The following is a 25,319-nucleotide window of genomic DNA, read 5'->3' on the forward strand; positions in this document are numbered from 1 at the left end:
AAACATAAAGTTTAAAACGTTTTTTATTCAATGCTTTTGATTTTTCAGTTCTGTTAAACACTCTTGCACTAAAGTTACCGCTTGACTCATCGCAGCTCCGCCAGCAAATGCTGCTGAAACACCACATGCTTCCAGAATCTCTTTATCTGAACATCCTTGATCAAGACAACCTTTTGTATGATAAATTGTACAATACTCATCTTGCGTTGCTAAACTAATTCCTAATGCAATAAGTTGCTTTTCTCTTTTTGTTAAAGCACCCTCTTGAAAACAAGCTTGCGTGAACGCATTATATGTCTCAGCGATTTCAGGAATTTGATTTGTAAAACTACCTATACCTTCTTTATAATGATGTAGAATATCATTTATCGAACTATGTTGCTCATGTTCCATCTTATTCCCTCCAGTCATATTATCCATACCTATTGTAGTATGTGATGAAATGGAGGCAATATACCTTCTTTTAAATTAAGAATTTTCAGTTAATTTATGTTATAATTTTAAATTATCATCTACAATAACTTTTTCTCTAGAACTTTTTCTTTCAACCTCTTTACTTCTTTCTTCCCAAAATGTTAATCCTTCAATCCCCACATTTTTAGGATTAAATACTGGATCTTTCCCTTCTTTTTTCTGCCTTTCATAGTCTTTTAACACTTTTAATGCGGTTTTACTTAAAAGTAAGATTGCGATTAAGTTTAACCATGCCATACTACCAATTCCTAAATCTCCAAGATTCCATAAAAGCGACGCTGATTCAACACTACCAATGTAAACCATAATTAAAAATCCAAATTTTAAAACTGGTTTTAACCAGCCATACTTCAATTGACGATCTAAATAAGTAAGTGTCGTTTCAGCGATATAGTAATAAGCGAGTAACGTTGTAAATGCAAAAAAGAAAATTGCAATTGAAATAAATATTGGACCAAACCCTGTCATCACAGTTTCAACTGCTTGTTGCGTATAAATTGGACCTGCTTCCACATTTCCTATGTTTTTTACAATAGCGCTTTTCCCTTCAGGTATAACATTATACATACCTGTAATTAATATCATAAGAGCTGTCGCTGTACATACGACAATTGTATCGATATATACGGAAAACGCTTGAACTAACCCTTGTTTTGCAGGATGCGATACTTCAGCAGCAGCCGAACTATACGTCGCTTCTCCGACACCAGCAACGTTTGAAAATACAGCGCGTTTTACGCCCCATGCAATAGCTGCACCAACAATTCCACCAAACATTTCATTTACACCAAATGCGCTAGAGAGAATTAAAGCAAACATACTTGGAATCTCCGTTACATTCGCAATTAATATGATACATGTAACAATTACATAACCAATTGCCATAAATGGCACAAGCATTTGAGAAACGCCAGCAATTCTCTTTACACCACCAAAAATAATTGCCGCTAGTAACACGACTAAAAATATACCAGTTATATATTTGTTAATACCATTAGAGTTTTCGAATCCAACTGCGATACTACTAGATTGAATACCTGGTAACAACATGCCATATGAAAGTGTTACAACTACCGCTACAATGACTGCAAACCATTTCATTTTTAAACCTTTCTCAATGAAATATGGAGTACCGCCGCGATATTCATTCCCTACTTTACTTTTGTATACTTGAGATAATGTTGATTCAACAAACGCACTCGCTGCCCCTAACAAAGCCATTACCCACATCCAAAATACAGCTCCAGGCCCGCCGAAAGCGATCGCTGTCGCTACCCCTGCAATATTACCAATTCCAACTCTTCCTGATAAGGCTAAACAAAATGCCTGAAAAGATGATATTCCCGTCTCGGAACTCTTTCCTTCAAATAATAGTTTAATCATCTCTTTAAAATAACGAATTTGCAAAAAACGTGTTGCAATCGTGAAATATACGCCTGCCCCTAATGCAAAAACAACTAAACCGATACTCCACACTTGCCCTACTAACCATTCTACTAAATTCTCCATCCAAATCCCCCTTATCATTCTTTGGAAAAGCAATTTTATATATAAGAAAACGGACAACTATTATCAAACTTTCTAGTTGTCCGCATCTTTCATTATTTCATCCCTCAATTTTTGTCAGTAAAACACCCTATTACTTTATATTTACCCAAACACTTTTCACTTCTGTATAATTATCAAGCGCATATGAACCTAATTCGCGGCCAATACCAGATTGTTTGTATCCACCAAATGGTGCAGCTGCATTTTCTAAGTTATAATCATTGATCCACACTGTTCCTGCTTTTAATTTATTTGCCACTTGATGACCCGTTTTGATATTTTGCGTCCATACACCCGCAGCAAGGCCATAGGATGAGTTGTTCGCTCTTTCAATTACTTCTTCTGTCGAATCAAATGGCAGAACAACAACAACTGGTCCAAATATTTCTTCCTTAACGATTGTCATATCGTCTGTAACATCTGTGAATACAGTTGGCTTAACGAAATAACCCTTTTCAAGTGCACGTTCACCACCAGCCGCAACTGTAGCGCCTTCTTTCTTCCCTTGCTCAATGTAATGTAACACACGCTCTTGTTGTTTCTTAGATACAAGTGGACCCATTTCCGTTCCTTTCTCCATACCTGCTCCAAGTTTTACGTTGTTCGCCATTTTCACAAGTGCATCTACTACAGTTTCATAATGTTTACGATGAACAAATACACGTGATCCTGCGCTACAATTTTGACCGTGATTATACATAATACCTTGGAATGCACCATTAATTGCTTCTTCCAAGTCCGCATCTTCTAAAATGATATTTGGTGATTTGCCGCCAAGCTCTAACGTTACATGCTTAATCATTTCTGCAGACTGACGCATAATATACTTTCCTGTAACAGTAGATCCTGTAAAAGCAACTTTATCAATGTCATGATGATTTACAATTGCTGCTCCTGCTTCAGGACCAAAGCCTGGTACAAAGTTTACAACACCGTTTGGAAATCCAGCCTCTTTAAAAAGTTTTGCTGTATATAGTAAAGATAAAGGCGTTTGCTCTGCTGGCTTTAATACGATCGTACAACCTGTCGCCAGTGCAGCTCCCATTTTCCAAGAAGACATAACGAGCGGAAAATTCCACGGAATAATCTGACCTACAACACCTACAGGTTCATGTCTCGTGTAATTTAAGTAATCTTTTGAAATTGGGATTGTTTGCCCAATAATTTTTGTAGCCCATCCTGCGTAATAACGATAATTTTCTACAGTTGCTGAAATATCATCATCAAGTGCTACTTGATATGGCTTTCCATTATCTAAAGCTTCTAGTTGCGCCAATTCTTCTCTATGTTCTTCAATTAAATCTGCTAATTTATAAATAAGATGCGCTCTTTCAGCAGTAGTCATTTCTGCCCACGGACCGGATTCAAATGCAGATCTTGCCGCTTTTACTGCAGCATCAATATCCTCTTCTTGCGCTTCACATACGACAGCTAGAACATCTTCTGTAGCTGGATTATACGTTTCAAACGTCTTTCCCCCAATAGCAGCAACAAATTCGCCATTAATAAACATTTTAATTTCTTCATTTAAAAACGCTTCCACTTTTGGTTTCAGCTCAATATTTGTCTTTAACATTATGTTCTCCTCCTTATTTAAACAGCTACATGAGCTGCAATATTTGATAAAATCGTTTGAAGCTTTTGATCTTCGTCAACAGTTAATCCTAGTATTGGATAGCGAGAAGGTCCTCCCGCTTGCCCATGTAATTCCATGGAACGTTTAACGATTTGAACATATTTCCCTGATCCTTCAAGAAACTCGCAAAGTGGTAAAATAGCATCGTTTATTTCCCACGCCTTTTCTAATTCACCATTTTGAAAATGCTCATACATTTTTGTAACGAGACCGGGAACGATATTTCCTGCTACTGAAACCCATCCCGAAGCACCAACTAAATATGATTCCATAACTAAATCTTCAGAACCACAGAAGACTTGGAAAGCCCCTTCACTTTGTCTTACTAAATCTCTCGCTTTTCGAATATCTCCGCTAGATTCTTTAATATGTGTAACATTTTCACACTCTTTTCCAATACGGAGCATTAGCTTTGTACTCATATCAACACCAGAAGTAAATGGGTTATTGTATAGCATAATTGGTATATTTACAGAATTTGAGATTTCTTTAAAATGAAAATAAATCTCCTCTTCCTTCGGTTTACAATAGTAAGAGTTTATAATTAATGCACAATCCGCTCCGTGCGCTTCTGCATGTTTCGTATATTCAATTGTTTCTTTCGTCGTCTCTGCTGCAGTTCCAACAATGACTGGAATACGGCCATCAATTTCTTTCAACACGGTTTCTACCATTTTAAATCGTTCTTCTTTTGATAAACTTACAAACTCTCCTGTACTTCCATTAATGATGACACCTGCAACCTTTTGTTCGATAAAGTAATTTACATTTTGTTTTACCCCATCCCAATTAATTTCCTGAAATTCATCCATCGGTGTTATTAATACTGGAAATGCCCCTTTAATTTTTTGCATATTTATCTCTCCTTATCACATTTTATTTTAATAAGAAACCTGCCGGAAATGGATCCGTAGGGTCTAATAGAAACGTCTGCATTCCTGTAATAAATCCTCTACTTTCAAAACGGAAAATGTATCCTAGTTCCTCCTTCTTCACTTTTTCCACAGTTATAAAACTATTAAATATACTTTCATTTTTAAAAGGTTTATCCGCCATATAATCATTTTTAAATAACGCATGAACATAGGAAACGATAGTAGAAACAAAACCTGGCGAACGTACGATAAAGTTATCTTCATGAAATGTAATCGACTTTATATGGTTCTTTTCTTTTTGCGAAGGATCTACTAAAATAAGCCTTTTTATTAGCGACTGTTTTTGTATAGCCTGCAGTGTAGCTTCTCCCCATCTTTTCAATTCTGAAATGTTTTCAACACGAATTTCTGGCGAATACGCACCTTTTTCTACAACTGCATATACTTTATCTGCTTGTATGAGAGAATAACTTACATTACCAACCTGTAAATTTTCCTCAATCAAATAGCATAGTTTGCTTTCAAACGAAACCGATATAACTTCATCATTCTCTACATACGCATGAACTAAAAATATTCCAGATAACGTTTCAATTTTGTATTGATTGGACTCTCTCTTTTTTAAATACCCACTTTCGAGTAACATCGTTATTACTGCAACAATGCCTCCATAATGAAGCGGAATCGAACCGTCATGATTAAAAAATAATACAGCTGCATCCACTTCATTATGGATAGATGGAACGACAATACACCCGTTCAAACCGATAAAACCACGTGGTTCATTTAATAAAAGCTTCATCTCTTCTGCTAATTCACCCGAAAATTGTTCATTTAATTGCTCCAAACTGTAGTAGTATTTGCATGGTACGTCTTTCATTACACGAAATGCCTCGCCATTTACATGTACGTCTACTGCTGTATACATTTTTTGAATGTTCATTTTATATCCTCCGTTTCATGTTCCATCGGCGGAATTAGCAAAAATCCTTCTTTAAGTGGATCCATTTCATTGTAAAAAAATTTATGCATACCCATAAGCCAAGCTGATCCCGTAATTTTCGTTATGACAGCTTCAATATTTTCAACATGTGTCGTATTCATGACATATCCTTTAAATAAAGAACCAACGATACTCTCATGAATGAACTCTTCACCAATTTCGATTTCTTTCTGAGCGTATAATACAGCTAGCTTCGCAGATGTTCCTGTACCGCATGGAGATCGATCTATTCCGCCTGGTGGTACAACAACTGTATTTTTCACATGCGCACATTCATGAGTAGGATCTGTATAAAATTCAACATGTGTTAATCCTCTTATAAACGAATACTCTGGATGAGTGATTTCAAACTTCTCATTAATTGTGTTTCTTATATGAATCGCCTTATCGATGATTGTAGATGCATTTTCTGGTACTAATTCTAGATCTACTGATTTCGCATCAATAATGGCATAAAAATTCCCTCCATACGCAATATCAGCTTCTATAGTTCCAATGTCTTTCACTTGTACAGTAATATTTTTTAATAAAAAAGCTGGTATGTTACAGAAAGATACTTCTTTTGCTTTTCCATCTTGAACAGCAATATCTACTTCAACTAAGCCAGCCGGTGTATCTAGTTTTAAAGAAGTAATTGGTTCAACTACCGGAATTAAACCTGATTCAACTAACGCTGTACATACACCGATTGTATCGTGACCACACATCGGTAAATATCCACCTGTCTCTATGTATATAACACCTATATCAGCCTCAGGATGACACGGGTCTGTTAATAATGCCCCTGACATTACGTCATGACCACGCGGTTCATTCATTAACAATTTTCGAATCCAATCATACTCCTTTTTCATATGTAACATCTTCTCTGCCATCGTCTCTCCAATCAACTTTGGAAGTCCACTAATTAATGTCCTCGTTGGATTCCCACCCGTATGTGTATCAATTGTCGTAAAGACTCTTTGTGACTTCATCCGTTTAACACCCTTTCTGTAAAACGACTCAAACGAAGTGGTTCAATAGGAATAATTGTCTCTTTTTCATTTAATAACTCTTCAATTACTTTCCCAGTAACTGCTGCAAGACTAATCCCATCCCCTTCATGCCCAGCGGCAATGAAATAATTTGGAATATGTTCCACTCGTGAAATAATCGGTAAATGATCTTCTGTCCACGGACGTAAACCAGCGTAAGAACGAATTACCATCATATCTGCCATTTTCGGATAAAAGCGAATCGCTCTATTTGCAATACATTTAATGACTTCATTGTTTATTCTCGTATGAAACCCTACAAATTCACGGCTACTTCCAATTAAGAAATTTTGACTTTCAGTAGGCTCAAATACGAGCGCAACCCCGTATTTTTCAGTTAAAGCATCTACTTTTCGTTTTCCGCCAAATTTAGAAATTAAATAACCGAATTCCATTACTTTACGGCACCCTACGTGTTGTTGTCTTGATGCTACAATAATATGCCCTTTTCTCGGTTCAATTGGTATATTTACATTTAACATCTGACCAATCTTAGGAGCCCACACACCCGCTGCATTTACAACTTGTTGTGCTGTAAAAGTTCCATTCGTAGTTTCTACAACAAATGAACCATTCGTATCTATGTTTATACTCTTTACTTCGGTCTGTTTAAAGGCTTTTGTGCCAAACTTTTGTGCCTTTGACAGAAGCGAGAATGCAAGGAGATATGGATTCACAGTTGAATCCGTCGCACATTCTAAACCGCCTAATAAATCATCAGCAAAAAAAGGCGACTCTTCTCTTATATCTTGCCTATCAAGCATTCGAAACGGTAATCCAGCTTCTTTTTGCCGATTTACCCATTGCTGCGCAGCTTCCATCTCTTCGTCTGACTCACATACGAGAATACTTCCTGGTGCCCTATATTCAAATGAATGCTCTAATTCTTCACTTAAATCAGTTACTAATTTTTGACTTACTAAAGACATTTGACTATCAAACCCTGGGTCTTTATCAATGGCCAAAATATTCCCATCACACCGTGAAGACGTCCCGCTGACAAATTCTCCTTTTTCAATGATTGTTACGTCTCTTCCGTATTTTGAAGTGTAATAAGCGATAGAACACCCTATTATTCCACCACCTATAATTAAAACGTCGCAATGCCTCACACTATACTCCTCCTTTCCCTAAACCTCTCACTTTCTTTTATGCAATTGACGTGCCAATTCTGTACATATACAATTTTTTATAAATAATATTTTTATTTGTAAAAATATTTTAAATTTATAGTAAATAGGTGTATTATTTTTTTATCACTGTCAAAATTTTTATACATAACAGGAGGACATTATGGCATTTTCATTTCCGACTATACAAGAATTTTTGGAAAGCACTTTAATCAATCATACATGTAGCCTTGATCGCATTAAGAAAATAAACGAAAGGTTTTATTATCTCCCTTCTACTACAGAAGAATATAATTGCGCAATTATTTATGTAGATGACTCATTCACTGCATTAATTGACGCTTTTTCTTATGAATTAGCTGTTATCATCCTTAACGAAAACAATGAGCCGCTATGCTGTATAACTTCTCAGCAAATGATTCCATTTCTTTATAAGTCCTACAATGAACTACAGTCATTTTATGACACTGTAATACAAACAACTGACTCTTCTGTTACAGTCATTGATAGTAAAGAATACGTTCGAACTTGGACAGATGGCGCTGAAAAAATATTTTCAGTCAATCATAATGAGATTATTGGGCAACCGATTACTCGTTTTTTTGATTATAAAGACTTGGAAATTTTACAATCTTTACATGATGGAAAAAGCATAGTCGCTCAGTTCCATCAGCCTCGTCCCGATTTATTCGTATTAATTAATTCAAATCCAGTTTATTGTAATGATGAAATTATAGGAGCAGTCGTTTCAGAAACAGATGTTACAAATCAAGTCGCTTTAAATGAAAAACTATTTAATATGTCACATGAAATGCACCGTTTAGAACAAGAAGTGGCAAAGTATAAAGATGAATCCGATCCATTCCTTGCGATGAATGGGAAAAGTCCTGTTATACAAAGAACGATACAATTAGCTAGAAAAGTTTGTTCGGTAAAATCAACTGTTTTAATACTTGGGGAAAGCGGAGTTGGAAAAGAAGTATTTGCGAAAGCAATTCATGAAGCAAGTGAGGCAGCGAAGGCGCCTTTCATTTCGATTAACTGCGGGGCAATTCCAGAAGCGTTATTTGAAAGTGAATTATTTGGTTACGAGCGTGGGGCGTTTTCTGGAGCAAATAGTAAAGGAAAAAAAGGGAAAATTGAACTCGCGCAAGGCGGTACTTTATTTCTTGATGAAATAGGTGAAATGCCACTTGATATGCAAGTAAAACTGTTACGTGTACTGCAAGAGCGAAAGTATTACCGAGTTGGTGGTGAAAAAGAAATTAATATTGATTTCCGCATTATCGCTGCTACAAATCGTGATTTACAAGAAGAAATGAGAAAAGGAACTTTCCGAGAAGATTTATATTACCGCTTAAATGTAGTTAGCTTGCATATTCCACCGCTGCGCGAAAGACGCGAGGATATTATTGAATTAACTTATTCTTTCTTAAATGATTTTTCAATCAACTATAACCGACCAATTCGTGACCTACCTTCAAGCATTATGCATGAACTGCTTCATTACAATTGGCCAGGTAATATTCGCGAACTTCGAAACGTTGTTGAACGGCTTGTGGTATTCGCAACAGACGGAATTATAAAACAAGAATATTTACCATTTCATACGACTGAAACTTTAGACAACCATACAGCTCATTCCCTATTACTCAGCAACAATAATACAATCCTTTCTTTACAAGAAGAGATGGATGAGCATGAGAAAAAAGTTATTGAAAGGGCTTTACGAATTTTAAATGGGAATAAATTAGAATGCGCAAAACAACTTGGCGTAACAAGGGCTACTTTATATAACCGTTTAAAGAAACTTGGACTTCAATAAAGAATCATTATGCACCAATCAGGCGTTTACAGGTAGCCATCTCCTCTCTATATTGGCATGATTTTTGCATATATAATTTGTGAAAATCGAACTAGAGGAGGAATACACATGACAAATAAAAACAACTTAATCGTTTGTCGTTGTGAAGAGGTTACATATGGGCAACTTCAATCGACAATTGCTGAATATAACTGCTCGGCAAGAGAATTAAAACTAAGAACACGTGCTGGCATGGGATTTTGCGGTGGGCGCACATGCAGAATAATGATAGATCGAATGATTGAAAATGCGAATCCTGACGTAACTCTTAATGAACTACCGTTAAAATATCAACCACCAATACGTGCAGTTACTTTTGGATCAGTAGGTGAAAGTAAATGAGTAGAATTACACATCACCCTATTTTAGGTACTTTACAAAGTAGTGAGCGTATTACCTTTCAATTTAACGGTCATCAATACGAAGCATATGAACATGAAACGATAGCTGCTGCCCTGTTAGCAAATGGAATACGGACATTAAGAGTTCATGAAGATAGCGGAACACCGCGAGGTATTTATTGTAATATCGGGCACTGTTCCGAATGCCGCGTGACAGTAAATAATCAAACAAATGTACGCGCATGCTTAACTGTTGTAGAAGAAAACATGGTTGTTGAAAGCGGGAAACAGCATCCGAATATCGTGAGAGAGATGGTGAAAAAGCGATGAGTGATGTAATTATTATAGGTGCAGGGCCAGCGGGATTATCTGCTTCTATCTCTTGTGCTCGTTTCGGACTAAAAGTGCTCGTTATTGATGAATTTATGAAGCCGGGCGGGAGATTGTTAGGACAGTTGCATCAAGAGCCTACTGGAGAATGGTGGAACGGAATAGAAGAATCGAAGCGACTTCATGAAGAAGCAGAATCACTTTCAGTACATATCAGGTGCGGTGTTTCGGTCTATAATTTAGATAGAGATGAAAACAATTGGTTTGTACATACTAATATCGGTACGTTAGAAGCACCTTTCGTACTACTTGCTACTGGAGCTGCGGAATATTCTATTCCCCTTCCTGGCTGGACACTTCCAGGAGTGATGTCAATTGGAGCAGCTCAAGTTATGACAAATGTTCATCGCGTGCAAGTTGGAAAAAAAGGAATTATTATTGGTGCTAACATTTTGTCTTTCGCCATTTTAAGTGAATTGCAATTAGCGGGAATTAAAGTAGATCATATTATACTCCCTGAAAAAAGCGAGTTAAGTCAAAAAGCTGGTGAACCTGAAGAAGTTTTAAACTCTCTTTTAAATGCAGCACATCTCGCTCCTTCTGCTATTTTGCGTATAGGTAGCCACTTTATGAAATTTGATTGGATTCGAAAAGCTGGATTAACATTCTATCCAAACAGCGGAATGAAAATAAACGGAACGCCACTTCACCTTCGGAAAGCAGCTCTTGAAATTATCGGAACAGATCAAGTTGAAGGTGTACGTGTTGCTAATATTGACTCTAAAGGAAATGTTATTAATGGAACAGAGAAAATATATGAAGCAGATTTTGTTTGTATTGCTGGGGGATTATACCCACTTGCCGAACTTGCAGCTGTAGCCGGTTGTCCCTTCCATTACATTTCAGAATTAGGCGGACACGTTCCTCTCCATTCCGAAACAATGGAAACTCCTCTTCCTGGTTTATTTGTAGCTGGCAATATTACAGGCATTGAAAGCGGAAAAATTGCGATGGCGCAAGGAACAGTTGCAGGTCTATCTATCGCAAAATATGCAAGTAAAAAACGTGATATAGTCGACCAACAATTATCTCACGCCATGCAAAACGTTCACTTTGTTCGTCAGAAAGCTGCAATTCAGTTTAATCCGATGGTAGATATCGGTAGACGAAAAATGAATGAAATTTGGCGTGATTATTCTTCTACATATGCACATACTAAAAAGAGCTGCTGAGATTATTCTCAACAGCTCTTTTCTCTACTCATCTGAGTTATTAAATTTCGCTAATGCGTAAATTCCTTCTTCATCATCTAATTCAAGTTGCAATCTCGCTGCGAATGGATTGACATTATATTCTCTGTCAAGCAATAAGCGTAAAGCTTCGATTAAGTTTGCTTGAATTAAAATTTGCTGGCGACCATTTACCTCTACTTCCGCAGAGAAACCGTAGTCATCATCATACATAAGTTCAACTAATACTTCTTCTGGACCCACTTGTCTTTTTTCAGCGATATATATACAAAGCGCATTTATAAGCTCTTGTTCAGAAATCTTTATTGTTTCCATGCTACTTCATCTGCCTTCTTCTTACGTTGGTCTTTGAAGTATTTAAATGCACGAACTGCTAACATTACGATACCAGCCATTACTAACATATTTACCATAAACGCTAATACAGAACCAAGAGCTCCCATATTTGCAAATAAGCTACCCATTAGTAAACCACCAAGACCACCTAGTAATAAACCTTTCATAAAGCTTCCTTTATTACTTTTTGGTGCTGTATTTGTTGCTTTCGTTTTTGAATCTGGAGTCGTTTTTTGAGAATTTACATTTGAGTCTTTTTTGTTTAAATCAACTTTTGACTTTTGACCTGAACTTGGTGTAAATGATTTTTTACCAGATTTGTAACTTTTCGCTGCCGCATGATCTACGAACATAAAGCTGCTAGCCCCAAAGATAACCATGAATGCTGTCATTACTGCTACAAGTTTTTTCAACATATTATATCCATTCTCCTTTTATATAGATATATGTGAAATCTATCTTTCTAGTAAATTCAGAATGATAGATTTGTTTTTAAGAACATTTTAAAGGTTCTTATGAACTTATTATATGAACTTTTGTCGAAATATGCAAGTATTATTTACTTCCGACAGTTTGGTGACAAAGGAAAAATTAAGCAAAACAGAATTGACTTTAAATGAAACAAAACATATTATAAGTTCATAAGAACTTTTTATTATTTTGGAGGTGAAAAGATGGAAACATTTCATCTCACACGAAACGAAATGGCTACCCTTCTTCTATCACTAAGAGGATGGAATACGAAAAAGCCTCTCGGTATTTTACAAGAAGCTTGGGCAAAGTCACATAAAAAAGATATTGAAAGCGGACAAAGCGTTACAGCTTTTATTACTACCGCACTTTCACCTATTTTTGAAAAGCTGATTAAAATTGACGATACTGATGTCGGTTTTTCTTTAAATGAAATAGTTGCGCTTGGCAATCAGATTGAAAACACAAGTTTCTCTGTAACTGCTATGCAAAACTGGGTGAAACGAGATATAAAAGAAATGATTGGCTCTCCTCAAAAGGGGAAAAAATATTCAATTGAACAAGCAGCCTTACTATTTATTGTCGAAGATTTAAAAACAGCACTTGATTTTGAATCCATTCGTAAGCTATTACGCCTTATTGTAAATGACCCAGCCGATCGAAGTGATGATTTAATCAATCCTGTTCATTTATATGTAGCATACTCTTCTCTATTTGAAGAACTCAATCAAGGGAATTGCTTACAATTAAATGCAACAGATACCGTTCATACAATTGAAAACATCGTAAAAGAAAAAGCTGATAAAATCGCAAGCAAGTTCGATCAAATTAATAACGAACAACGCGAAGCAATTCGTAACGCTATTATTATTGCGACCCTTTCTGTACATACCGCATATGTACAAATGTTAGCAAAACGTTACGTAACAGCAACTTTATTTTTACAGAACTTAGATGTGAAGCCTTAAAAAATAGGAGCAGAAATGCTTCTATTTTTTATGAGAAATTTTTAATAATCTTTTCATTAACCCTTCATGAAAAGGTGGCTTATATCTTTTACTATAATAATTATGAGAGACATAAAAGAATTGAAATAGCAATCCCCTATGTAAATAAGGTATAATCTACATATAGTGAACCTTTTACATCATTAAATAAAAGGTTCTTATACTCAAAAATTCATAAACTAGAAGGTGCAACAATGTTAAGTAGTTTTATTCATTCAGTATTAACGTTTTTTGAAGGATTAGGTTATTGGGGCATTATGCTTGGACTTATGATTGAAATTATCCCAAGTGAAATTGTCCTTGCTTATGCAGGATACTTAGTATTCAATGGAAGTATCTCATTTATAGGCGCTGTTGTATTCGGTACAATTGGCGGTGTTATTGCTCAAATCTTTATTTATTGGCTTGGACGATACGGCGGACGCCCTATATTAGAACGTTACGGAAAATATATTTTCATACATAAAAAACAAATAGATGCTGCAGAAGATTGGTTTAATCGTTACGGAACTGGCGTCATTTTTACAGCACGCTTCATTCCAGTAGTGCGTCATGCGATTTCAATTCCTGCTGGTATTACAAAAATGCCATTACTACGTTTCACTACATTAACAGCACTTGCGATTATCCCTTGGTCTATTATTTTCATTTATTTAGGTGAAAAACTAGGTGAAAATTGGGAGAATATAAATGATATTGCTGGTCCGTATGTGAAATCATTCGCAATTGGTGGCGTCGTACTTATACTTTTATACTTCGTTATAAAAAAATGGACAAAAAAGCGTAAAAATCTCGATTAAGAATATAATAAAAACCGCTATAAATTCATTCGGAATTATAGCGGTTTTTTATTTATATATGAATTAATCTTCAGGAATTATATAATACCTTTCCATCTACATTTACATGGATAAGCAACCATTTGATCATTTCTTTCGTATATTATCTCAAAAAGGAGTGATTCCCCTATGCATTGGCAGCAAAAAATACCGTACTTAATCGGACGCCCTATCGGCATTTCCTTCATAAATGGGCAAGGAACTTCTGGTGTATTATGTTCAGCGCATGATGGTCAATTATATGTGTATGAATACCTTTATCAAGCTCAGTTTGCAATGATACATTATGATTATAGACAGATTCAAGATATACATGCATTCCCAAATTGTCCTCACCAAAATCCTCTATACTAAAAAAATCGGAACGGCTCATAGCCATTCCGATTTCTATACTTTATTTCTCAGAATAAAATTTCTGCACTGCTTCATCAAAATAAATCCAACCTTTCCAGCCCAAATGAATCGTATCTTTTAAGAAATACTTATCATATTCATGACCAGAGAAATCAATTACTGGATATCCTGCTTTCTCAACCTGTTCTCGAACTTTTTTATAATACACTTCACGGCGTTCTTTCGGGAAGCCAGTATAATCATACCAAGGCCCATTTACAGGTACAGAAATAAAGAGTGGTTTGACATTTTTCTCTTTAAATAACTCTAAAATAATTTGTAAATCATCGTATTCTGGTGATTCATCATATGTTTCATTTGCTCTAAAGTTTTTTAAACCTTTTAGTTTTTTCTTCAGATTATTCTTATGATAATACGGATTTTCAATTCCGAATGTATTTGTAGTAGACTCAGCTTTCCCTTCTTGTTCTGCGTGTTTACGTGCGTCTTCCCAAGAAATTGAACGAAGTCCGATATTTGTTTTCTCCTTCATCGGTTCGATTTTAAATAAAGAGTTAAATATATCTCTATGATCTAAAATATTTCGATGCATATAAGCAAGTGGTTTAACTAAACCTGCTTTTATGTTATGTTTCGTATCATTATATACAATACCTTCTAATGAATTTTTTAATATATCATCTTCTTGAACAACTTTATAATCTAATAGCCGTTTCGCGATTTGCTTTTTCATTTCTGGATTTATCTTATCATTAAAAATAAAATGATATGCTTGTTGTTTGGAGAAATTATTAGTGAAATCCCCTTGTGAGACACCAGTCTTTGTAAACCATTGTGGTGAAAGAACAAAGACTACTTTTTTACCTTCTAATTCATCCATAGTAGATGTCATATTTAAAATATGAGCTAAACTTTGTGTACCGCCAGTTCCAATTAAAAACGGTGTAAAACCAGCTGGATTTACTTTGAAATAATTAGACGGATGATATGCATCCATTCGTAAAAATTCTGATGAACCGTACATCGGTAAATACTGTGAATTCTCTAACATTTTTTGCTGTAAGAAAACACTTTGTAATTTCTCTTTTTGTAAAGAAGTTGCCGCATCTTCTACCTTCTTATCACTAATAAGCGATACTAAACTTTTCGATGGGATTAGAATGATAATGAAAAAAAGCACACATGCTAAAATTATAGGACCAAAAGCATGCTTCATTTTCATCTTCTGTCCCTCTTCCTATCGTTATTAAATTGTAACCCTTGTTTTTGACACGTCATCTTTTCTCTCCTTTGTCTCTATACATGTTCCATTCTATTTATCTATTATATACATGTATGTATTTCCTTCCTTGTTCTATTAAGCCCTATATAAATAGCGCAAGAAAATGTTTCCATAGAAACATGTTAATTATACAAGATTCTACATAAATTTCACACTGGAATTTTAGTAATAATTTTATTTTTTAACAATAAAAAAACATATGAAATGTCTAGAATTCTTCGGATGATGTATGAAGTTCAAAATATGATAATAAACGCCCGCTATGATTAACTTCATGAGTATATATAAACCCGAGCTTTCGTAAAAGTTTTTTCGAGCTCTCATTTGCTACTTTAACTCTAGCAATTATTCTTGTTACATTCAAAGTCTCTATTGCATATTTAATGGAAGCCTCTGCTGCTTCTAATGCATACCCATTCCTCCAATGTTCTGGGTCAAGGAGATACATAATTTCTATTGCACCTGTTTCATCTACCTTTCTTAAACCACAATGTCCTAAAAGCTTTCCTGTTTCACTATTAAATAACAACCATACCCCGAAGTCATACTGTTCCCAATGTAAGATAAGTTGCCCAATATAATCATTTGTTTCTTCCTTCGACATTCCTCTTGATTTAGCCAACCATTTGCCAACAGTATCTTTTTTTAATATGTTATAAAACTGATTAATATCTTCTACAATTGGTTTCCTCATAAATAATCTTTTTGTATAAATTACTTTCTCTTCTTCAAACATAGACATCATTTCCCCTCCAAATACTGTTTACAGACTAATAAATTATACCATGAACTATTTTTCTAACTTTAAATAAGAAAAACAGACTATCACATACATGAATTCTGTTTCTCCATTCTTTTATTTTTGTACATCTGCCCATTTTAAACTTGTAGCTGGACCAAATTGATGTACATATAAATCTTTCACATATGGTTTTTGTAAGTAAGATAATCCGCGCTGGAATACCGGTGCAATTACTGCATCATCAAGTAGCATTTTTTCAGTTTCTTGCATTGCTTTCCAGCGAGCCTTTTCATCATTACCTAATTCTGTTTTAATCTTCTTAATTAACGCATCATATTCTGGGTTTGCATATTCTGTATTATTGACGCTACTTCCAGAAAGGAATACTTCTAAGTAAGTCATTGGATCTGGATAATCTGGTAACCAGCGTGATAACGACATTTCATATTCTTTCTTCTTCTCAAGTGCTAATTTTTGCGTATGTGGTTGTAATTTCACATTCACTTTTAATCCTGGTAAGTTTTTCTCAAGCTGCTCTTTAATGTACTCTCCAACTTTTTTAAAGTTTTCCAAGTCATAATTTAATAGTTCTAACGTCACTTCATCTGTACCTGTTTCTTGCTTTGCCTTTTCCCAATATTCTTTCGCTTTTTTTACATCAGTTTTATTAAACTCACCTGCCGTACTTCTAAAATCTTTTTTATCTGGCCCCTTTAAAAATCCTTTTGGTACGTAATAGTTTGCTGCAACCGATCCATCATTTAAAAATGAATCTGCGAGTCCCTTCTTATCAAAAACTGTACTTAGCGCAAGACGTGCATTTTTATTTTTAAGAATCGGTACATTCTCATTAAATCGGAAGAAGTACATAACTGGATCTGTATATTGTTTTAGCTCTTTATTATTTTTATATTTATCTACGAATTCTGTAGAAATAACAGCTCTATCAACTTTATCTGTTTCATATAAATTTACCGCAGTTGAAATTTCTTTTACAATTTGATAGTTTACTTCATCTAACTTCACTTCTTTTTTATCCCAATACTTATCGTTTTTCTTCATTGTAAAGCTAGCTTCATGCTTCCACTCTGATAATGTAAACGGTCCATTATATACCGCTTTATTTGCTTCTAATCCATATTTATCACCTTGCTCTTTCGCATATTTTTCGTTAATTGGATAGAAGGATGGTAAAATTAATAATTTCGTAAAATACGGTACAGGATGTTCTAGCTCTACGACGAATGTTTTATCATCCTTCGCTTTTACTCCTAATTCATCTAGACCTAGTTGTTTTTTATTTATCTTCTCAGCATTTTTTACATCGTACGCAATGTATGCATATTGAGAAGCAGTATCTGGATTTATCAATTGCTTCCAAGCGTATACGTAATCATGAGCGGTTACTGGCTCTCCGTTAGACCATTTCGCATCACGCAATTGGAATGTATATGTTTTTCCATCTTTACTCACTTCATATTTTTGTGCGCCGGCTTCAATTATTTCATCATTTTTCGATAGACGGAATAGTCCTTCCATTACGTTATTCAAAACGTTAAACGAGACTGCATCTGTTACTTTCCCTGAATTTAACGACGGAATTTCACCTGTTTCTAGTAACTGTAATACTTTCTTCTCATCTTTCGGCTTTGTTGCAGTTTTTTCTTTTGCGCAACCAACTAAAAATGAAGAAACTAATAGAGTACTAACTAATGAGTAACGAATAACTTTTTTCATTTAAAAACCCCCTTCTATTTTTAAGGTAAGTAACGACGAGCACCAGCGTATTCTTCTATATATCCTGGTGTATTTAGCGGTATAATCTCTACCGACCTTTCAGCTCTTGGTGAGTGAATCATATTGCCATCACCAATATACATTGCAACGTGATGGACACTACCTTTCCCTTGATCATGTGCAAAGAAAATTAAATCTCCTTTTTGTAGATTTTCTTTATCAACTGCAACCCCTGCTCTTGATTGCGGTCCAGAATCTCGCGGAATTGTAATGCCGTGCGATTTATAGATCGTATGTGTGAAGCCAGAGCAATCAAATCCAAAACCACTTGTACCAGCCCATATATACGGTAAGCCTAAAAACATTTTCCCTGTGTTAATTAAATCATTGGCCGCCGGAGTTGGAATATCAGTTTGAGATCGGTAAACTGTTCCATCATTTTTTCGTAGCCATGCTTTCTGACCGTTTGGCAACAATACACGGTATGAATTTGTGTCTTCACTTAATAGCGGCAGTCTTGTATTATAACTGACTTCAAGTGATTTATGTTTTTCAGAAGGATTTATATATAAAATCGCTGTTGGTTTGGTTATTAAGACAAAAGGTTCATTTGTTTTATCTGCAAATTCTTGATTATATGTTAATTGTTTTTCAGGCATCCAGCCCGGATAACCTTCTTCATTTCGTGGTGTTGGCTGTCCATGCACTAATACCTTCACCCATTCACCTTTCTTATCAATAACAGTTACTTCTTGACCGAGTAAAGCTTGTGTTTCTAATTTATTTGCATTTGTTAACCATAGTTTCTCGTCAAGTGTCATTGATTTCGTCCATTTCCATAGATCCACTGGATTTGTTGCACTCGGTGTATCGATTGGTCTTAATGAATCAGGTGCTGTCCATAACGTTGCAGCAGATACATCTATAAATGCTTTATTATCCTTCTTTTCTTCAGCATTTGCCGATGTAAACGATGAAAATATAAATAAAGTTGTTAAAAATGCAGTTCCTACTTTTTTCATATATATCCCCCTTAAAAGATAGTTTACTTGTCTCTTCTCCTAAGATTTACTATTCACTGTCGATTGAAGGTTTACCTTTGATCCAGAATAAGTCATTCCTTCTGGCTCTTCCATTAACCAAAGCGGTGCATCAAGATCAAAATAATGAATATTAGGATGCGCTGCCGCTAAATGCGCAACAGCACTAACGGAAAGTGAAGACTCCATCATGCTGCCCACCATACACTTCACACCAGCTGTTTCTGCGATATCAGCAATACGCCATGCTTCACGTATGCCACCACATTTCATTAATTTAATATTAATGAAATCTGCATATCTTCCTTGAACGAGCTTTAATGCGTCACTTGCTGAAAATATACTTTCATCGGCCATAATTGGCGTTTGCACACGATCTTTGACGTACTTTAACCCATCCCAATCTTTCGCGTGTACTGGTTGTTCAATAAATTCTATATTTAAATTACGATTTTCCATCTCTTGAATGATAGAGACCGCTTCTTTTGGACTCCAACCTTGATTCGCATCTAAACGTAATGTCGTATTTCTTGGTACCACATTTCGAATTGCCTCAATACGTTCCAAATCTAAATGCGCCTCTTTACCCACTTTAATCTTTAATGTTTGAAATCCTTTTTCTATATGTTTCTTCGCTTCTTTTGCCATTAATACAGGCTCATCCACACTCACTGTAATATCGGTATGAATTTCTTTCTTCCCGCCTAACAATGCATATAACGGCACATTTTGATATTGGCAATATACATCATATAAAGCGATATCTACCGCTGCTTTCGCACTTGAATTTCCAATACAACTCATTTGAATGCGCTGTAGTAACTGCTGAAATTGAATGATATTTTGACCAATTAAACATGAACACATCGGCCCTAAAATCGCTTCTTCCATTCCGCTGGTGAAATCCCCCGTAATAACTGGCGTTGCGGCTGCAGCCCCCTTACCAATTACTCCTTCGTCTGTATGAATATAAACATCTATACTTTCAATTTCGGTTACAGTACGAAGCGCGGTTTTAAACGGTGTATGCAGTTTTACACGTCTACGATTTACTTTTACATCTGTAATTTTCATTTTGTTCATCCTTTCGTTCTCCAATGAAGTGAAATTTTAATCCACCGGAGATTTATACCCACGGATTATTAGGTAAACCCATTGGGCATTTACTCTCCTATCTCTCTACTTTATTTTCGTTTACTTTTAATGTAGGACGATAATGTGAAATAAAAAAATCCAGCCATAAGAATGATTCTTACGGCTGGATTTTGTCTATGATTGAGTAGACAAAGCAGCAATCTGATTATATTTTTTCTGTGCATCTTTTAGCGCTACAAGTAACGCTTTTTGAGAAGAACCGAAATATCGGTTCTTTACTTCCATTACTAACGCCGGGTCATTTATATTTTTATGTAAAAATATATATTTAACAAATTGAGATGTTAATGCAATTGTCGCTGAGCAGTCTGCATCTACAATTTCCCCTGTATCCTTAACAAGGATAAATGCTACGAAATAGCTTTTAAACTTTTCAGTAATGGGATTATTTTGAGGTGCTTTCGCATCCCCTACGATATAAATTGTATTTGAAGCGTACACAGCTATCTTCCTTTCTTATACGAGGATAACGGGTTTCTTAATAGTCGTATGAGCGAGGAACTCAACGTTGATTAAAAATGTATCCGCTTACCTTGTATTATAATATAATTGACAGAATTTTAACAACATTTATTTTAGTGTATATTCCATATTTATGAAAACAGCTTAAACTCTTCATTTTTACAATATGTGATTGTTCCTTGTACCATGACATTCATACATAAAAAACTGCACCTCCAATTGTTAGACGCTGCCTAACAATTGGAGGTGCAGTTCAATGGCTAACTGTTTTTTTATTACTTTGGCATCACAAATATAGTTTCATTTGACTTAGAAAATTGATACTCTTTTCTCGCTAACTTCAAAATTTCTTCCTCATCGTCTGTTAAATTTTCTATGTTAGTCTTTAAAGAATCTTTATCTTTCTTTAAAGATACTAATTGTTTCTTTTGATCCATAATCGTATCTTTCTTTTTATCAATTACTTCTTGTTGTTTCGTTAAAATATATTGAACGTACAGAGTAGTTGCTGCAATAAAAAGGACCATTAAAATAAGACGCCTTAACTTCTTTTTATTTATCTTACGCTTGTCACTAGGTTGTGATGATTGTTCTGGTATATTAGGAACATTTACTGGTTTAAGTTTCCTCATTCAAATCCCCCTAACCCATATTTTTCACTACCATCGGCACGTTTTCTTACTAAACTAAATTCTATTCTTATAAAATAAACTCCTTCACAAAAATATCCCATAAATTAACCAATTAAAGATAGCATTCGACGACATTTCTACATTTACACCGTTTTTTTTTATACATGCTGCTATAAAATAGTAGTTTCTGTAATTCTTTTTCTACTATTGTAGAAGAGTTTTTTCACACACAAAATTCTTACCCCACATATCCATGTTATAACATGCTTACAAGGAGGAGAAATATGCATTACCGCACATTAGGTAAAACTGGAATAACTGTTTCTGAAATAGGTTTTGGGGCATGGGCAATCGGTGGTGATGAATGGGGACCTGTTAACGATAAACAATCTATAACTGCTATAAAAAAAGCAATTGAGTGTGGTGTGAATTTTATTGATACTGCGGATGTGTATGGTTTAGGACATAGTGAAAAGTTGGTGGCTACCGCGATTAAAGGACATCGTAATGATATTATCCTATCAACGAAAGGTGGTTTAATCGGACACCACTACGACCCTAATGGAGTTCCTGTATATGATACTCCCGAAAAAATCATCGCCGTATTTGAAACAAGTTTACAACGTCTTCAAACAGATTATATTGATCTTTATTTTTGTCATATTTGGTGGCATAATCGTAGAGAAACAGAAGCATTTCTACGTGCATTTGACATATTAAAACGTGATGGAAAAGTAAGGGCAGTCGGTGTTTCGACTCATGATTTACAATACATTCATCATTTCAATAACAACAACGAAATTGATATCGTACAGCTTGATTACAATATATTAAATCGAAAACCAGAAAAAGATATATTACCATTTTTACAAGAGAAAAATTTAGGAGCTGTTATTCGTGGTCCATTAAAAATGGGCATTTTAACTGGAAAATTCACAAATAAAACAATTTTTCCGGATGGAGATTTACGCAAAGATTGGCCAAATGAAACTTGGTTTCAAGAAGACTTACAAACTGTAGAGAAACTTCGGTTGCTCTCAAATAAAAATCAGACCTTAGGGCAACTTGCACTTCGCTATGTACTCTCTCATCCGGCAGTAAGTGTTGTAATTCCTGGTGCCAAAACAGGAATACAAGCACAAGAAAATGCAAATGCATCTGTTCGCCCTATGTTGAGTGATGAAGAGCTTAACTATATTCATTCAATATAAAAAGCCCAATCCGGGCTTTTTAATTTGGGAAACTAATATCATACTCCATTCGCTTCGCTGTGTCCTCCGCAACATGCACACCTAACAAGTTTTTCACAATATGAAATGCCATATTAATTCCAGCTGAAATTCCGGCAGATGTTATAATATGTCCTTCATCTATAAACTTTACATTTTCTATAACTTCAACATTTTGAAACTCATTTTTAAACTTTTCAATACTAGCCCAATGTGTTGTTGCTTTTAAACCTTCTAGTAAACCTGCTTTCGCCAGTAATAGCGCTCCTGTACAAACTGAAGTCATCAGCTTTACTTCTTTCATTTGTTGGCGAATCCATTTTATTACTATTTCATTTTTTATTTCATATTTTCTAGCACCTAGCCCGCCCGGAATTATTAAAATATCCACTGGTGGTAAATTTTCAATACTATAATCTGACTGTACTTTCAATCCATTCCTTGCTGTAATCATTTCCCCATTCTCGCTAACTGTATAAACAGTAAATGGTTTTTCTCCATTCACCTCAGTTACAGAAAAAACTTCAAATGGCCCTGCAAAGTCTAACACTTCTACTTCATTAAATAAAAATATACCAACACTCCATTTATTCATCATAAGTTCACTTCCTGTTTCAAATGATGTAAAAGGTGATCATATCCTTTTTCTAATGCAATATCATACGCTATTTTCCCATCACTTTTCTTAATCATCTTATTAGCTCCATTTTTAAGGAGCAACATAATTATTTCCTCATTTCCTAATAATGCTGCTTCGTGGAGTCCTGTCCAGCCACCACTTTGCATAATATTTATATCTGATCCTTTTTCAATTAAGAAATCGACAAGTTCACTTTGCTTGTTCGCAATTGCCGCTTGCAAAGGCGTATTTTCATTTTCGTTTTTCGCTCTACTATGTATATCTGCACCACTTTCTAAAAGAAAACTCGCTATTTCTTTCTGTCCAAAATAAGCTGCTAAATGAAGTGGTGTCCATCCATCTTCACTACATTCGTTAACAATACTTGGACTCGCCTTTATAAACTTCACTACTTTTTCCTTATTACCACTTATAACAGCTTGTGCTATTGATTGTAAATGCTCCATAATAATCTCCCATCCTTCAAAATATTTAAGCATCTCCTTCTACATGTTCTATTCATTATTATATTTTCCTTTTAAAATCTTAAGTTTACATAATAATATTATATATCACTTTTGTGCTTAATGCTGAATAGCAATACTGTTAAAAATACTGCCTTTAAACAATGAAGACCATGATTTCATTAGAGTGACTGAAAAAGCAAGCAAAAAACTATACACATAGTTTTCATCATATTTGTTCAGTTGCATGAACTAAAACAGGTAATGTTTATTCTGCTATTTATGCTTTCAACATATCAAATAATATTATTCCAATAAAAAACAATCCATTTTAAAAATGGATTGTTTTTTTATTTCTGTTTTATGCGGTTTATTTTATTTTTGTATTTTCAATGATAGAATAATTATATTTACAAAAATGAAACGCTACTATCTTAGCCCCTCTTATAGTAAGTTTTTCGTTCGAAAACAAAAATACAATTTCACCTTACAATTGAAAAAACATATGTAAAAGTTTCTAAAACAGCTGCCTTATCATACTAATCTATAGCAATTCTGTCTTCTTCCCTTACCTGTTTCCTTTAACACATACGATTTTAAAACTAGCGCCGTTAATGAATCTGTTAATGTTTTATATGATAAATTTGATAATGCCAATAGATCGTTCGTATATAACATTCTATGCTTCTCTAATAATAATAGTACTAATCGTTCAGACGGTTTTAATGCCTCGTCACTTTCTAGTATAAAGTCTATATTTTTCATTTCTCTAATTACTACTCCTTATATAAAAAAATACTTTAGGTGCTAATTTAATATGAAAATAATACATAACAAAATTATAGATATATTAAAATAGTACCATCTAAAAACACTATTATACTATAACATAGAAGTAGTGTTTCCCCAAATAGGAAATGCTTTTTTATATCGCTGTAAGATTCTTGCAAATGTACATAATATTTTGTACCATTACCCGCCAAGTTTTCTTCTACTTTCGCTGCTCATCCTGATGTATTTGTAATCAATGAAGTTCTTCTAAATTTATAAACAAATAAAAAACGGTTCGTCTATCATGCCCTAAACATGAATGACAACCGTTTTCTAGTTTCTTCTTAATTAACATACTCTATCTTAAATATTTCTTGCAATATGCGGCTTACTGTAATGACTTGTTCCACCGCCACCTACAACTACTTTACCGCCTTTTTCGAAAATTAATAATTTACTTGAACCATCTGCAAGAAGCACTATTACTTCAGCATTATTACTTGTTGCTATATAAATTACATAACCACTCTTTGATATACAAGTTTCCCAATTCGCATCAAATTCTGATCTTACTACACGATTTGAATACACTTGATTTTCAATTCTATCTTGTTCTACGTTTTCCAAATTTATTCTCCCCTCTTCCCTGCATAGTTATATATATTAAAATAGCACCATCTAAAATAGTGACCGA

28 protein-coding genes are annotated in these 25,319 nt (G+C 34.8%); 8 read left to right on the forward strand and 20 right to left on the reverse strand.

The features are described 5' to 3' along the window. Positions 1-27: 27 nt before the first annotated feature. From MR136_RS11700 to MR136_RS11730, 7 genes are all read right to left on the reverse strand, one after another. The gene (locus MR136_RS11700) at positions 28-420 is read right to left on the reverse strand and encodes a carboxymuconolactone decarboxylase family protein (RefSeq protein WP_001999958.1); all 393 of its coding nucleotides are present in this window, start codon (positions 418-420) and stop codon (positions 28-30) included. 72 nt (positions 421-492) lie between these two features. Beyond that, positions 493-1,983 (reverse strand): alanine/glycine:cation symporter family protein, encoded by a 1,491-nt coding sequence (locus MR136_RS11705; RefSeq protein ID WP_078421236.1) that lies wholly within the window; start codon positions 1,981-1,983, stop codon positions 493-495. A 130-nt stretch (positions 1,984-2,113) separates the two neighbouring features. After that, complete coding sequence (locus tag MR136_RS11710) at positions 2,114-3,598, reverse strand: aldehyde dehydrogenase family protein (RefSeq protein WP_000920973.1); 1,485 nt, start codon at positions 3,596-3,598, stop codon at positions 2,114-2,116. Between the two features lie 17 nt (positions 3,599-3,615). Then, entirely contained in the window at positions 3,616-4,512 is an 897-nt protein-coding gene (dapA, locus tag MR136_RS11715) for a 4-hydroxy-tetrahydrodipicolinate synthase (protein WP_242259420.1), read from the reverse strand. Positions 4,513-4,534: 22 nt separating this feature from the next. After that, positions 4,535-5,476, reverse strand: a complete 942-nt coding sequence (locus MR136_RS11720) for a proline racemase family protein (RefSeq protein ID WP_242259421.1) — start codon at positions 5,474-5,476, stop codon at positions 4,535-4,537. Beyond that, on the reverse strand, positions 5,473-6,510 hold the full coding sequence (locus tag MR136_RS11725) for a proline racemase family protein (RefSeq protein WP_000842047.1): 1,038 nt from the start codon (positions 6,508-6,510) through the stop codon (positions 5,473-5,475). The genes MR136_RS11720 and MR136_RS11725 overlap by 4 nt, the downstream gene beginning before the upstream one ends. After that, positions 6,507-7,682 carry an NAD(P)/FAD-dependent oxidoreductase gene (locus MR136_RS11730; RefSeq protein WP_001215262.1) on the reverse strand — a complete coding sequence of 392 codons (1,176 nt, stop codon included), beginning with the start codon at positions 7,680-7,682 and terminating at the stop codon, positions 6,507-6,509. Before MR136_RS11730 ends, MR136_RS11725 begins: the two co-directional genes overlap by 4 nt. Before the next feature lie 181 nt (positions 7,683-7,863). On the opposite strand from MR136_RS11730, the gene MR136_RS11735 reads away from it, so the two are divergent. From MR136_RS11735 to MR136_RS11750, 4 genes are all read left to right on the forward strand, one after another. Then, positions 7,864-9,525, forward strand: a complete 1,662-nt coding sequence (locus tag MR136_RS11735; RefSeq protein ID WP_000885739.1) for a sigma-54 interaction domain-containing protein — start codon at positions 7,864-7,866, stop codon at positions 9,523-9,525. Between the two features lie 108 nt (positions 9,526-9,633). Beyond that, positions 9,634-9,906 carry a (2Fe-2S)-binding protein gene (locus MR136_RS11740; protein ID WP_000182619.1) on the forward strand — a complete coding sequence of 91 codons (273 nt, stop codon included), beginning with the start codon at positions 9,634-9,636 and terminating at the stop codon, positions 9,904-9,906. Beyond that, positions 9,903-10,235 carry a (2Fe-2S)-binding protein gene (locus tag MR136_RS11745; protein WP_000087065.1) on the forward strand — a complete coding sequence of 111 codons (333 nt, stop codon included), beginning with the start codon at positions 9,903-9,905 and terminating at the stop codon, positions 10,233-10,235. The genes MR136_RS11740 and MR136_RS11745 overlap by 4 nt, the downstream gene beginning before the upstream one ends. Further along, a complete protein-coding gene (locus MR136_RS11750; RefSeq protein WP_103622428.1) occupies positions 10,232-11,467 on the forward strand; it encodes an NAD(P)/FAD-dependent oxidoreductase in 1,236 nt (411 codons plus the stop codon). The genes MR136_RS11745 and MR136_RS11750 overlap by 4 nt, the downstream gene beginning before the upstream one ends. A 24-nt stretch (positions 11,468-11,491) precedes the next feature. Here the strand turns inward: MR136_RS11750 and MR136_RS11755 are convergent, their stop codons facing one another. Next, on the reverse strand, positions 11,492-11,800 hold the full coding sequence (locus MR136_RS11755; protein WP_000447747.1) for a YxcD family protein: 309 nt from the start codon (positions 11,798-11,800) through the stop codon (positions 11,492-11,494). After that, positions 11,788-12,237: a hypothetical protein gene (locus tag MR136_RS11760; RefSeq protein WP_000914478.1), complete on the reverse strand. Its 450-nt coding sequence runs from the start codon at positions 12,235-12,237 to the stop codon at positions 11,788-11,790. Before MR136_RS11760 ends, MR136_RS11755 begins: the two co-directional genes overlap by 13 nt. 258 nt (positions 12,238-12,495) lie before the next feature. Between MR136_RS11760 and MR136_RS11765 the strand changes: the two genes are divergently transcribed. From MR136_RS11765 to MR136_RS11775, 3 genes are all read left to right on the forward strand, one after another. Continuing rightward, positions 12,496-13,260, forward strand: a complete 765-nt coding sequence (locus MR136_RS11765) for a DUF1836 domain-containing protein (protein WP_000447231.1) — start codon at positions 12,496-12,498, stop codon at positions 13,258-13,260. A 233-nt stretch (positions 13,261-13,493) separates the two neighbouring features. Then, positions 13,494-14,099 carry an undecaprenyl phosphate transporter UptA gene (uptA, locus tag MR136_RS11770; protein WP_242259422.1) on the forward strand — a complete coding sequence of 202 codons (606 nt, stop codon included), beginning with the start codon at positions 13,494-13,496 and terminating at the stop codon, positions 14,097-14,099. A gap of 168 nt (positions 14,100-14,267) precedes the next feature. After that, the gene (locus tag MR136_RS11775; protein WP_103622429.1) at positions 14,268-14,492 is read left to right on the forward strand and encodes a hypothetical protein; all 225 of its coding nucleotides are present in this window, start codon (positions 14,268-14,270) and stop codon (positions 14,490-14,492) included. Positions 14,493-14,532: 40 nt separating this feature from the next. On the opposite strand, the gene dltD is transcribed toward MR136_RS11775, so the two are convergent. From dltD to MR136_RS11810, 7 genes are all read right to left on the reverse strand, one after another. After that, positions 14,533-15,714, reverse strand: coding sequence for a D-alanyl-lipoteichoic acid biosynthesis protein DltD (dltD, locus tag MR136_RS11780; RefSeq protein ID WP_000782309.1), 1,182 nt, complete (start codon positions 15,712-15,714; stop codon positions 14,533-14,535). Positions 15,715-15,982: 268 nt separating this feature from the next. Then, the gene (locus tag MR136_RS11785) at positions 15,983-16,516 is read right to left on the reverse strand and encodes a GNAT family N-acetyltransferase (RefSeq protein ID WP_000061617.1); all 534 of its coding nucleotides are present in this window, start codon (positions 16,514-16,516) and stop codon (positions 15,983-15,985) included. A 114-nt stretch (positions 16,517-16,630) separates the two neighbouring features. Next, positions 16,631-18,253 carry a peptide ABC transporter substrate-binding protein gene (locus MR136_RS11790; protein WP_242259423.1) on the reverse strand — a complete coding sequence of 541 codons (1,623 nt, stop codon included), beginning with the start codon at positions 18,251-18,253 and terminating at the stop codon, positions 16,631-16,633. 20 nt (positions 18,254-18,273) lie between these two features. Next, the gene (locus MR136_RS11795; protein ID WP_103622431.1) at positions 18,274-19,275 is read right to left on the reverse strand and encodes a C40 family peptidase; all 1,002 of its coding nucleotides are present in this window, start codon (positions 19,273-19,275) and stop codon (positions 18,274-18,276) included. A gap of 39 nt (positions 19,276-19,314) precedes the next feature. Then, positions 19,315-20,376, reverse strand: a complete 1,062-nt coding sequence (locus MR136_RS11800; RefSeq protein WP_142391061.1) for a dipeptide epimerase — start codon at positions 20,374-20,376, stop codon at positions 19,315-19,317. Between the two features lie 186 nt (positions 20,377-20,562). Beyond that, positions 20,563-20,889, reverse strand: coding sequence for a DUF3870 domain-containing protein (locus MR136_RS11805; protein WP_103622432.1), 327 nt, complete (start codon positions 20,887-20,889; stop codon positions 20,563-20,565). Positions 20,890-21,185: 296 nt separating this feature from the next. Then, positions 21,186-21,542 (reverse strand): FtsB family cell division protein, encoded by a 357-nt coding sequence (locus tag MR136_RS11810; protein ID WP_103622433.1) that lies wholly within the window; start codon positions 21,540-21,542, stop codon positions 21,186-21,188. Positions 21,543-21,826: 284 nt separating this feature from the next. On the opposite strand from MR136_RS11810, the gene MR136_RS11815 reads away from it, so the two are divergent. Continuing rightward, positions 21,827-22,753, forward strand: a complete 927-nt coding sequence (locus tag MR136_RS11815) for an aldo/keto reductase (RefSeq protein WP_000559357.1) — start codon at positions 21,827-21,829, stop codon at positions 22,751-22,753. A gap of 19 nt (positions 22,754-22,772) precedes the next feature. Here the strand turns inward: MR136_RS11815 and MR136_RS11820 are convergent, their stop codons facing one another. From MR136_RS11820 to MR136_RS11835, 4 genes are all read right to left on the reverse strand, one after another. Next, a complete protein-coding gene (locus MR136_RS11820) occupies positions 22,773-23,369 on the reverse strand; it encodes a DJ-1/PfpI family protein (protein ID WP_000981437.1) in 597 nt (198 codons plus the stop codon). Then, a complete protein-coding gene (locus tag MR136_RS11825; RefSeq protein ID WP_242259424.1) occupies positions 23,366-23,857 on the reverse strand; it encodes an ankyrin repeat domain-containing protein in 492 nt (163 codons plus the stop codon). Before MR136_RS11825 ends, MR136_RS11820 begins: the two co-directional genes overlap by 4 nt. A gap of 531 nt (positions 23,858-24,388) precedes the next feature. After that, positions 24,389-24,619, reverse strand: coding sequence for a hypothetical protein (locus tag MR136_RS11830; protein WP_000789031.1), 231 nt, complete (start codon positions 24,617-24,619; stop codon positions 24,389-24,391). Between the two features lie 369 nt (positions 24,620-24,988). Beyond that, positions 24,989-25,252, reverse strand: a complete 264-nt coding sequence (locus MR136_RS11835; RefSeq protein ID WP_000432421.1) for a hypothetical protein — start codon at positions 25,250-25,252, stop codon at positions 24,989-24,991. Between the last annotated feature and the right edge of the window lie 67 nt (positions 25,253-25,319).

The sequence above is a fragment of the Bacillus cereus group sp. BfR-BA-01311 genome (genome assembly GCF_022664295.1).
Lineage (GTDB): Bacteria > Bacillota > Bacilli > Bacillales > Bacillaceae_G > Bacillus_A > Bacillus_A cereus.

What these genes read in the sequence shown, in the direction of transcription:
- MR136_RS11700 (WP_001999958.1), bottom strand. Translation starts at nt 420, where the DNA reads ATGGATAATATGACTGGAGGGAATAAGATGGAACATGAGCAACATAGT.
- MR136_RS11705 (WP_078421236.1), bottom strand. Translation starts at nt 1,983, where the DNA reads ATGGAGAATTTAGTAGAATGGTTAGTAGGGCAAGTGTGGAGTATCGGT.
- MR136_RS11710 (WP_000920973.1), bottom strand. Translation starts at nt 3,598, where the DNA reads ATGTTAAAGACAAATATTGAGCTGAAACCAAAAGTGGAAGCGTTTTTA.
- dapA (WP_242259420.1), bottom strand. Translation starts at nt 4,512, where the DNA reads ATGCAAAAAATTAAAGGGGCATTTCCAGTATTAATAACACCGATGGAT.
- MR136_RS11720 (WP_242259421.1), bottom strand. Translation starts at nt 5,476, where the DNA reads ATGAACATTCAAAAAATGTATACAGCAGTAGACGTACATGTAAATGGC.
- MR136_RS11725 (WP_000842047.1), bottom strand. Translation starts at nt 6,510, where the DNA reads ATGAAGTCACAAAGAGTCTTTACGACAATTGATACACATACGGGTGGG.
- MR136_RS11735 (WP_000885739.1), top strand. Translation starts at nt 7,864, where the DNA reads ATGGCATTTTCATTTCCGACTATACAAGAATTTTTGGAAAGCACTTTA.
- MR136_RS11740 (WP_000182619.1), top strand. Translation starts at nt 9,634, where the DNA reads ATGACAAATAAAAACAACTTAATCGTTTGTCGTTGTGAAGAGGTTACA.
- MR136_RS11745 (WP_000087065.1), top strand. Translation starts at nt 9,903, where the DNA reads ATGAGTAGAATTACACATCACCCTATTTTAGGTACTTTACAAAGTAGT.
- MR136_RS11750 (WP_103622428.1), top strand. Translation starts at nt 10,232, where the DNA reads ATGAGTGATGTAATTATTATAGGTGCAGGGCCAGCGGGATTATCTGCT.
- MR136_RS11755 (WP_000447747.1), bottom strand. Translation starts at nt 11,800, where the DNA reads ATGGAAACAATAAAGATTTCTGAACAAGAGCTTATAAATGCGCTTTGT.
- MR136_RS11760 (WP_000914478.1), bottom strand. Translation starts at nt 12,237, where the DNA reads ATGTTGAAAAAACTTGTAGCAGTAATGACAGCATTCATGGTTATCTTT.
- MR136_RS11765 (WP_000447231.1), top strand. Translation starts at nt 12,496, where the DNA reads ATGGAAACATTTCATCTCACACGAAACGAAATGGCTACCCTTCTTCTA.
- uptA (WP_242259422.1), top strand. Translation starts at nt 13,494, where the DNA reads ATGTTAAGTAGTTTTATTCATTCAGTATTAACGTTTTTTGAAGGATTA.
- MR136_RS11775 (WP_103622429.1), top strand. Translation starts at nt 14,268, where the DNA reads ATGCATTGGCAGCAAAAAATACCGTACTTAATCGGACGCCCTATCGGC.
- dltD (WP_000782309.1), bottom strand. Translation starts at nt 15,714, where the DNA reads ATGAAAATGAAGCATGCTTTTGGTCCTATAATTTTAGCATGTGTGCTT.
- MR136_RS11785 (WP_000061617.1), bottom strand. Translation starts at nt 16,516, where the DNA reads ATGTCTATGTTTGAAGAAGAGAAAGTAATTTATACAAAAAGATTATTT.
- MR136_RS11790 (WP_242259423.1), bottom strand. Translation starts at nt 18,253, where the DNA reads ATGAAAAAAGTTATTCGTTACTCATTAGTTAGTACTCTATTAGTTTCT.
- MR136_RS11795 (WP_103622431.1), bottom strand. Translation starts at nt 19,275, where the DNA reads ATGAAAAAAGTAGGAACTGCATTTTTAACAACTTTATTTATATTTTCA.
- MR136_RS11800 (WP_142391061.1), bottom strand. Translation starts at nt 20,376, where the DNA reads ATGAACAAAATGAAAATTACAGATGTAAAAGTAAATCGTAGACGTGTA.
- MR136_RS11810 (WP_103622433.1), bottom strand. Translation starts at nt 21,542, where the DNA reads ATGAGGAAACTTAAACCAGTAAATGTTCCTAATATACCAGAACAATCA.
- MR136_RS11815 (WP_000559357.1), top strand. Translation starts at nt 21,827, where the DNA reads ATGCATTACCGCACATTAGGTAAAACTGGAATAACTGTTTCTGAAATA.
- MR136_RS11820 (WP_000981437.1), bottom strand. Translation starts at nt 23,369, where the DNA reads ATGATGAATAAATGGAGTGTTGGTATATTTTTATTTAATGAAGTAGAA.
- MR136_RS11825 (WP_242259424.1), bottom strand. Translation starts at nt 23,857, where the DNA reads ATGGAGCATTTACAATCAATAGCACAAGCTGTTATAAGTGGTAATAAG.
- MR136_RS11830 (WP_000789031.1), bottom strand. Translation starts at nt 24,619, where the DNA reads ATGAAAAATATAGACTTTATACTAGAAAGTGACGAGGCATTAAAACCG.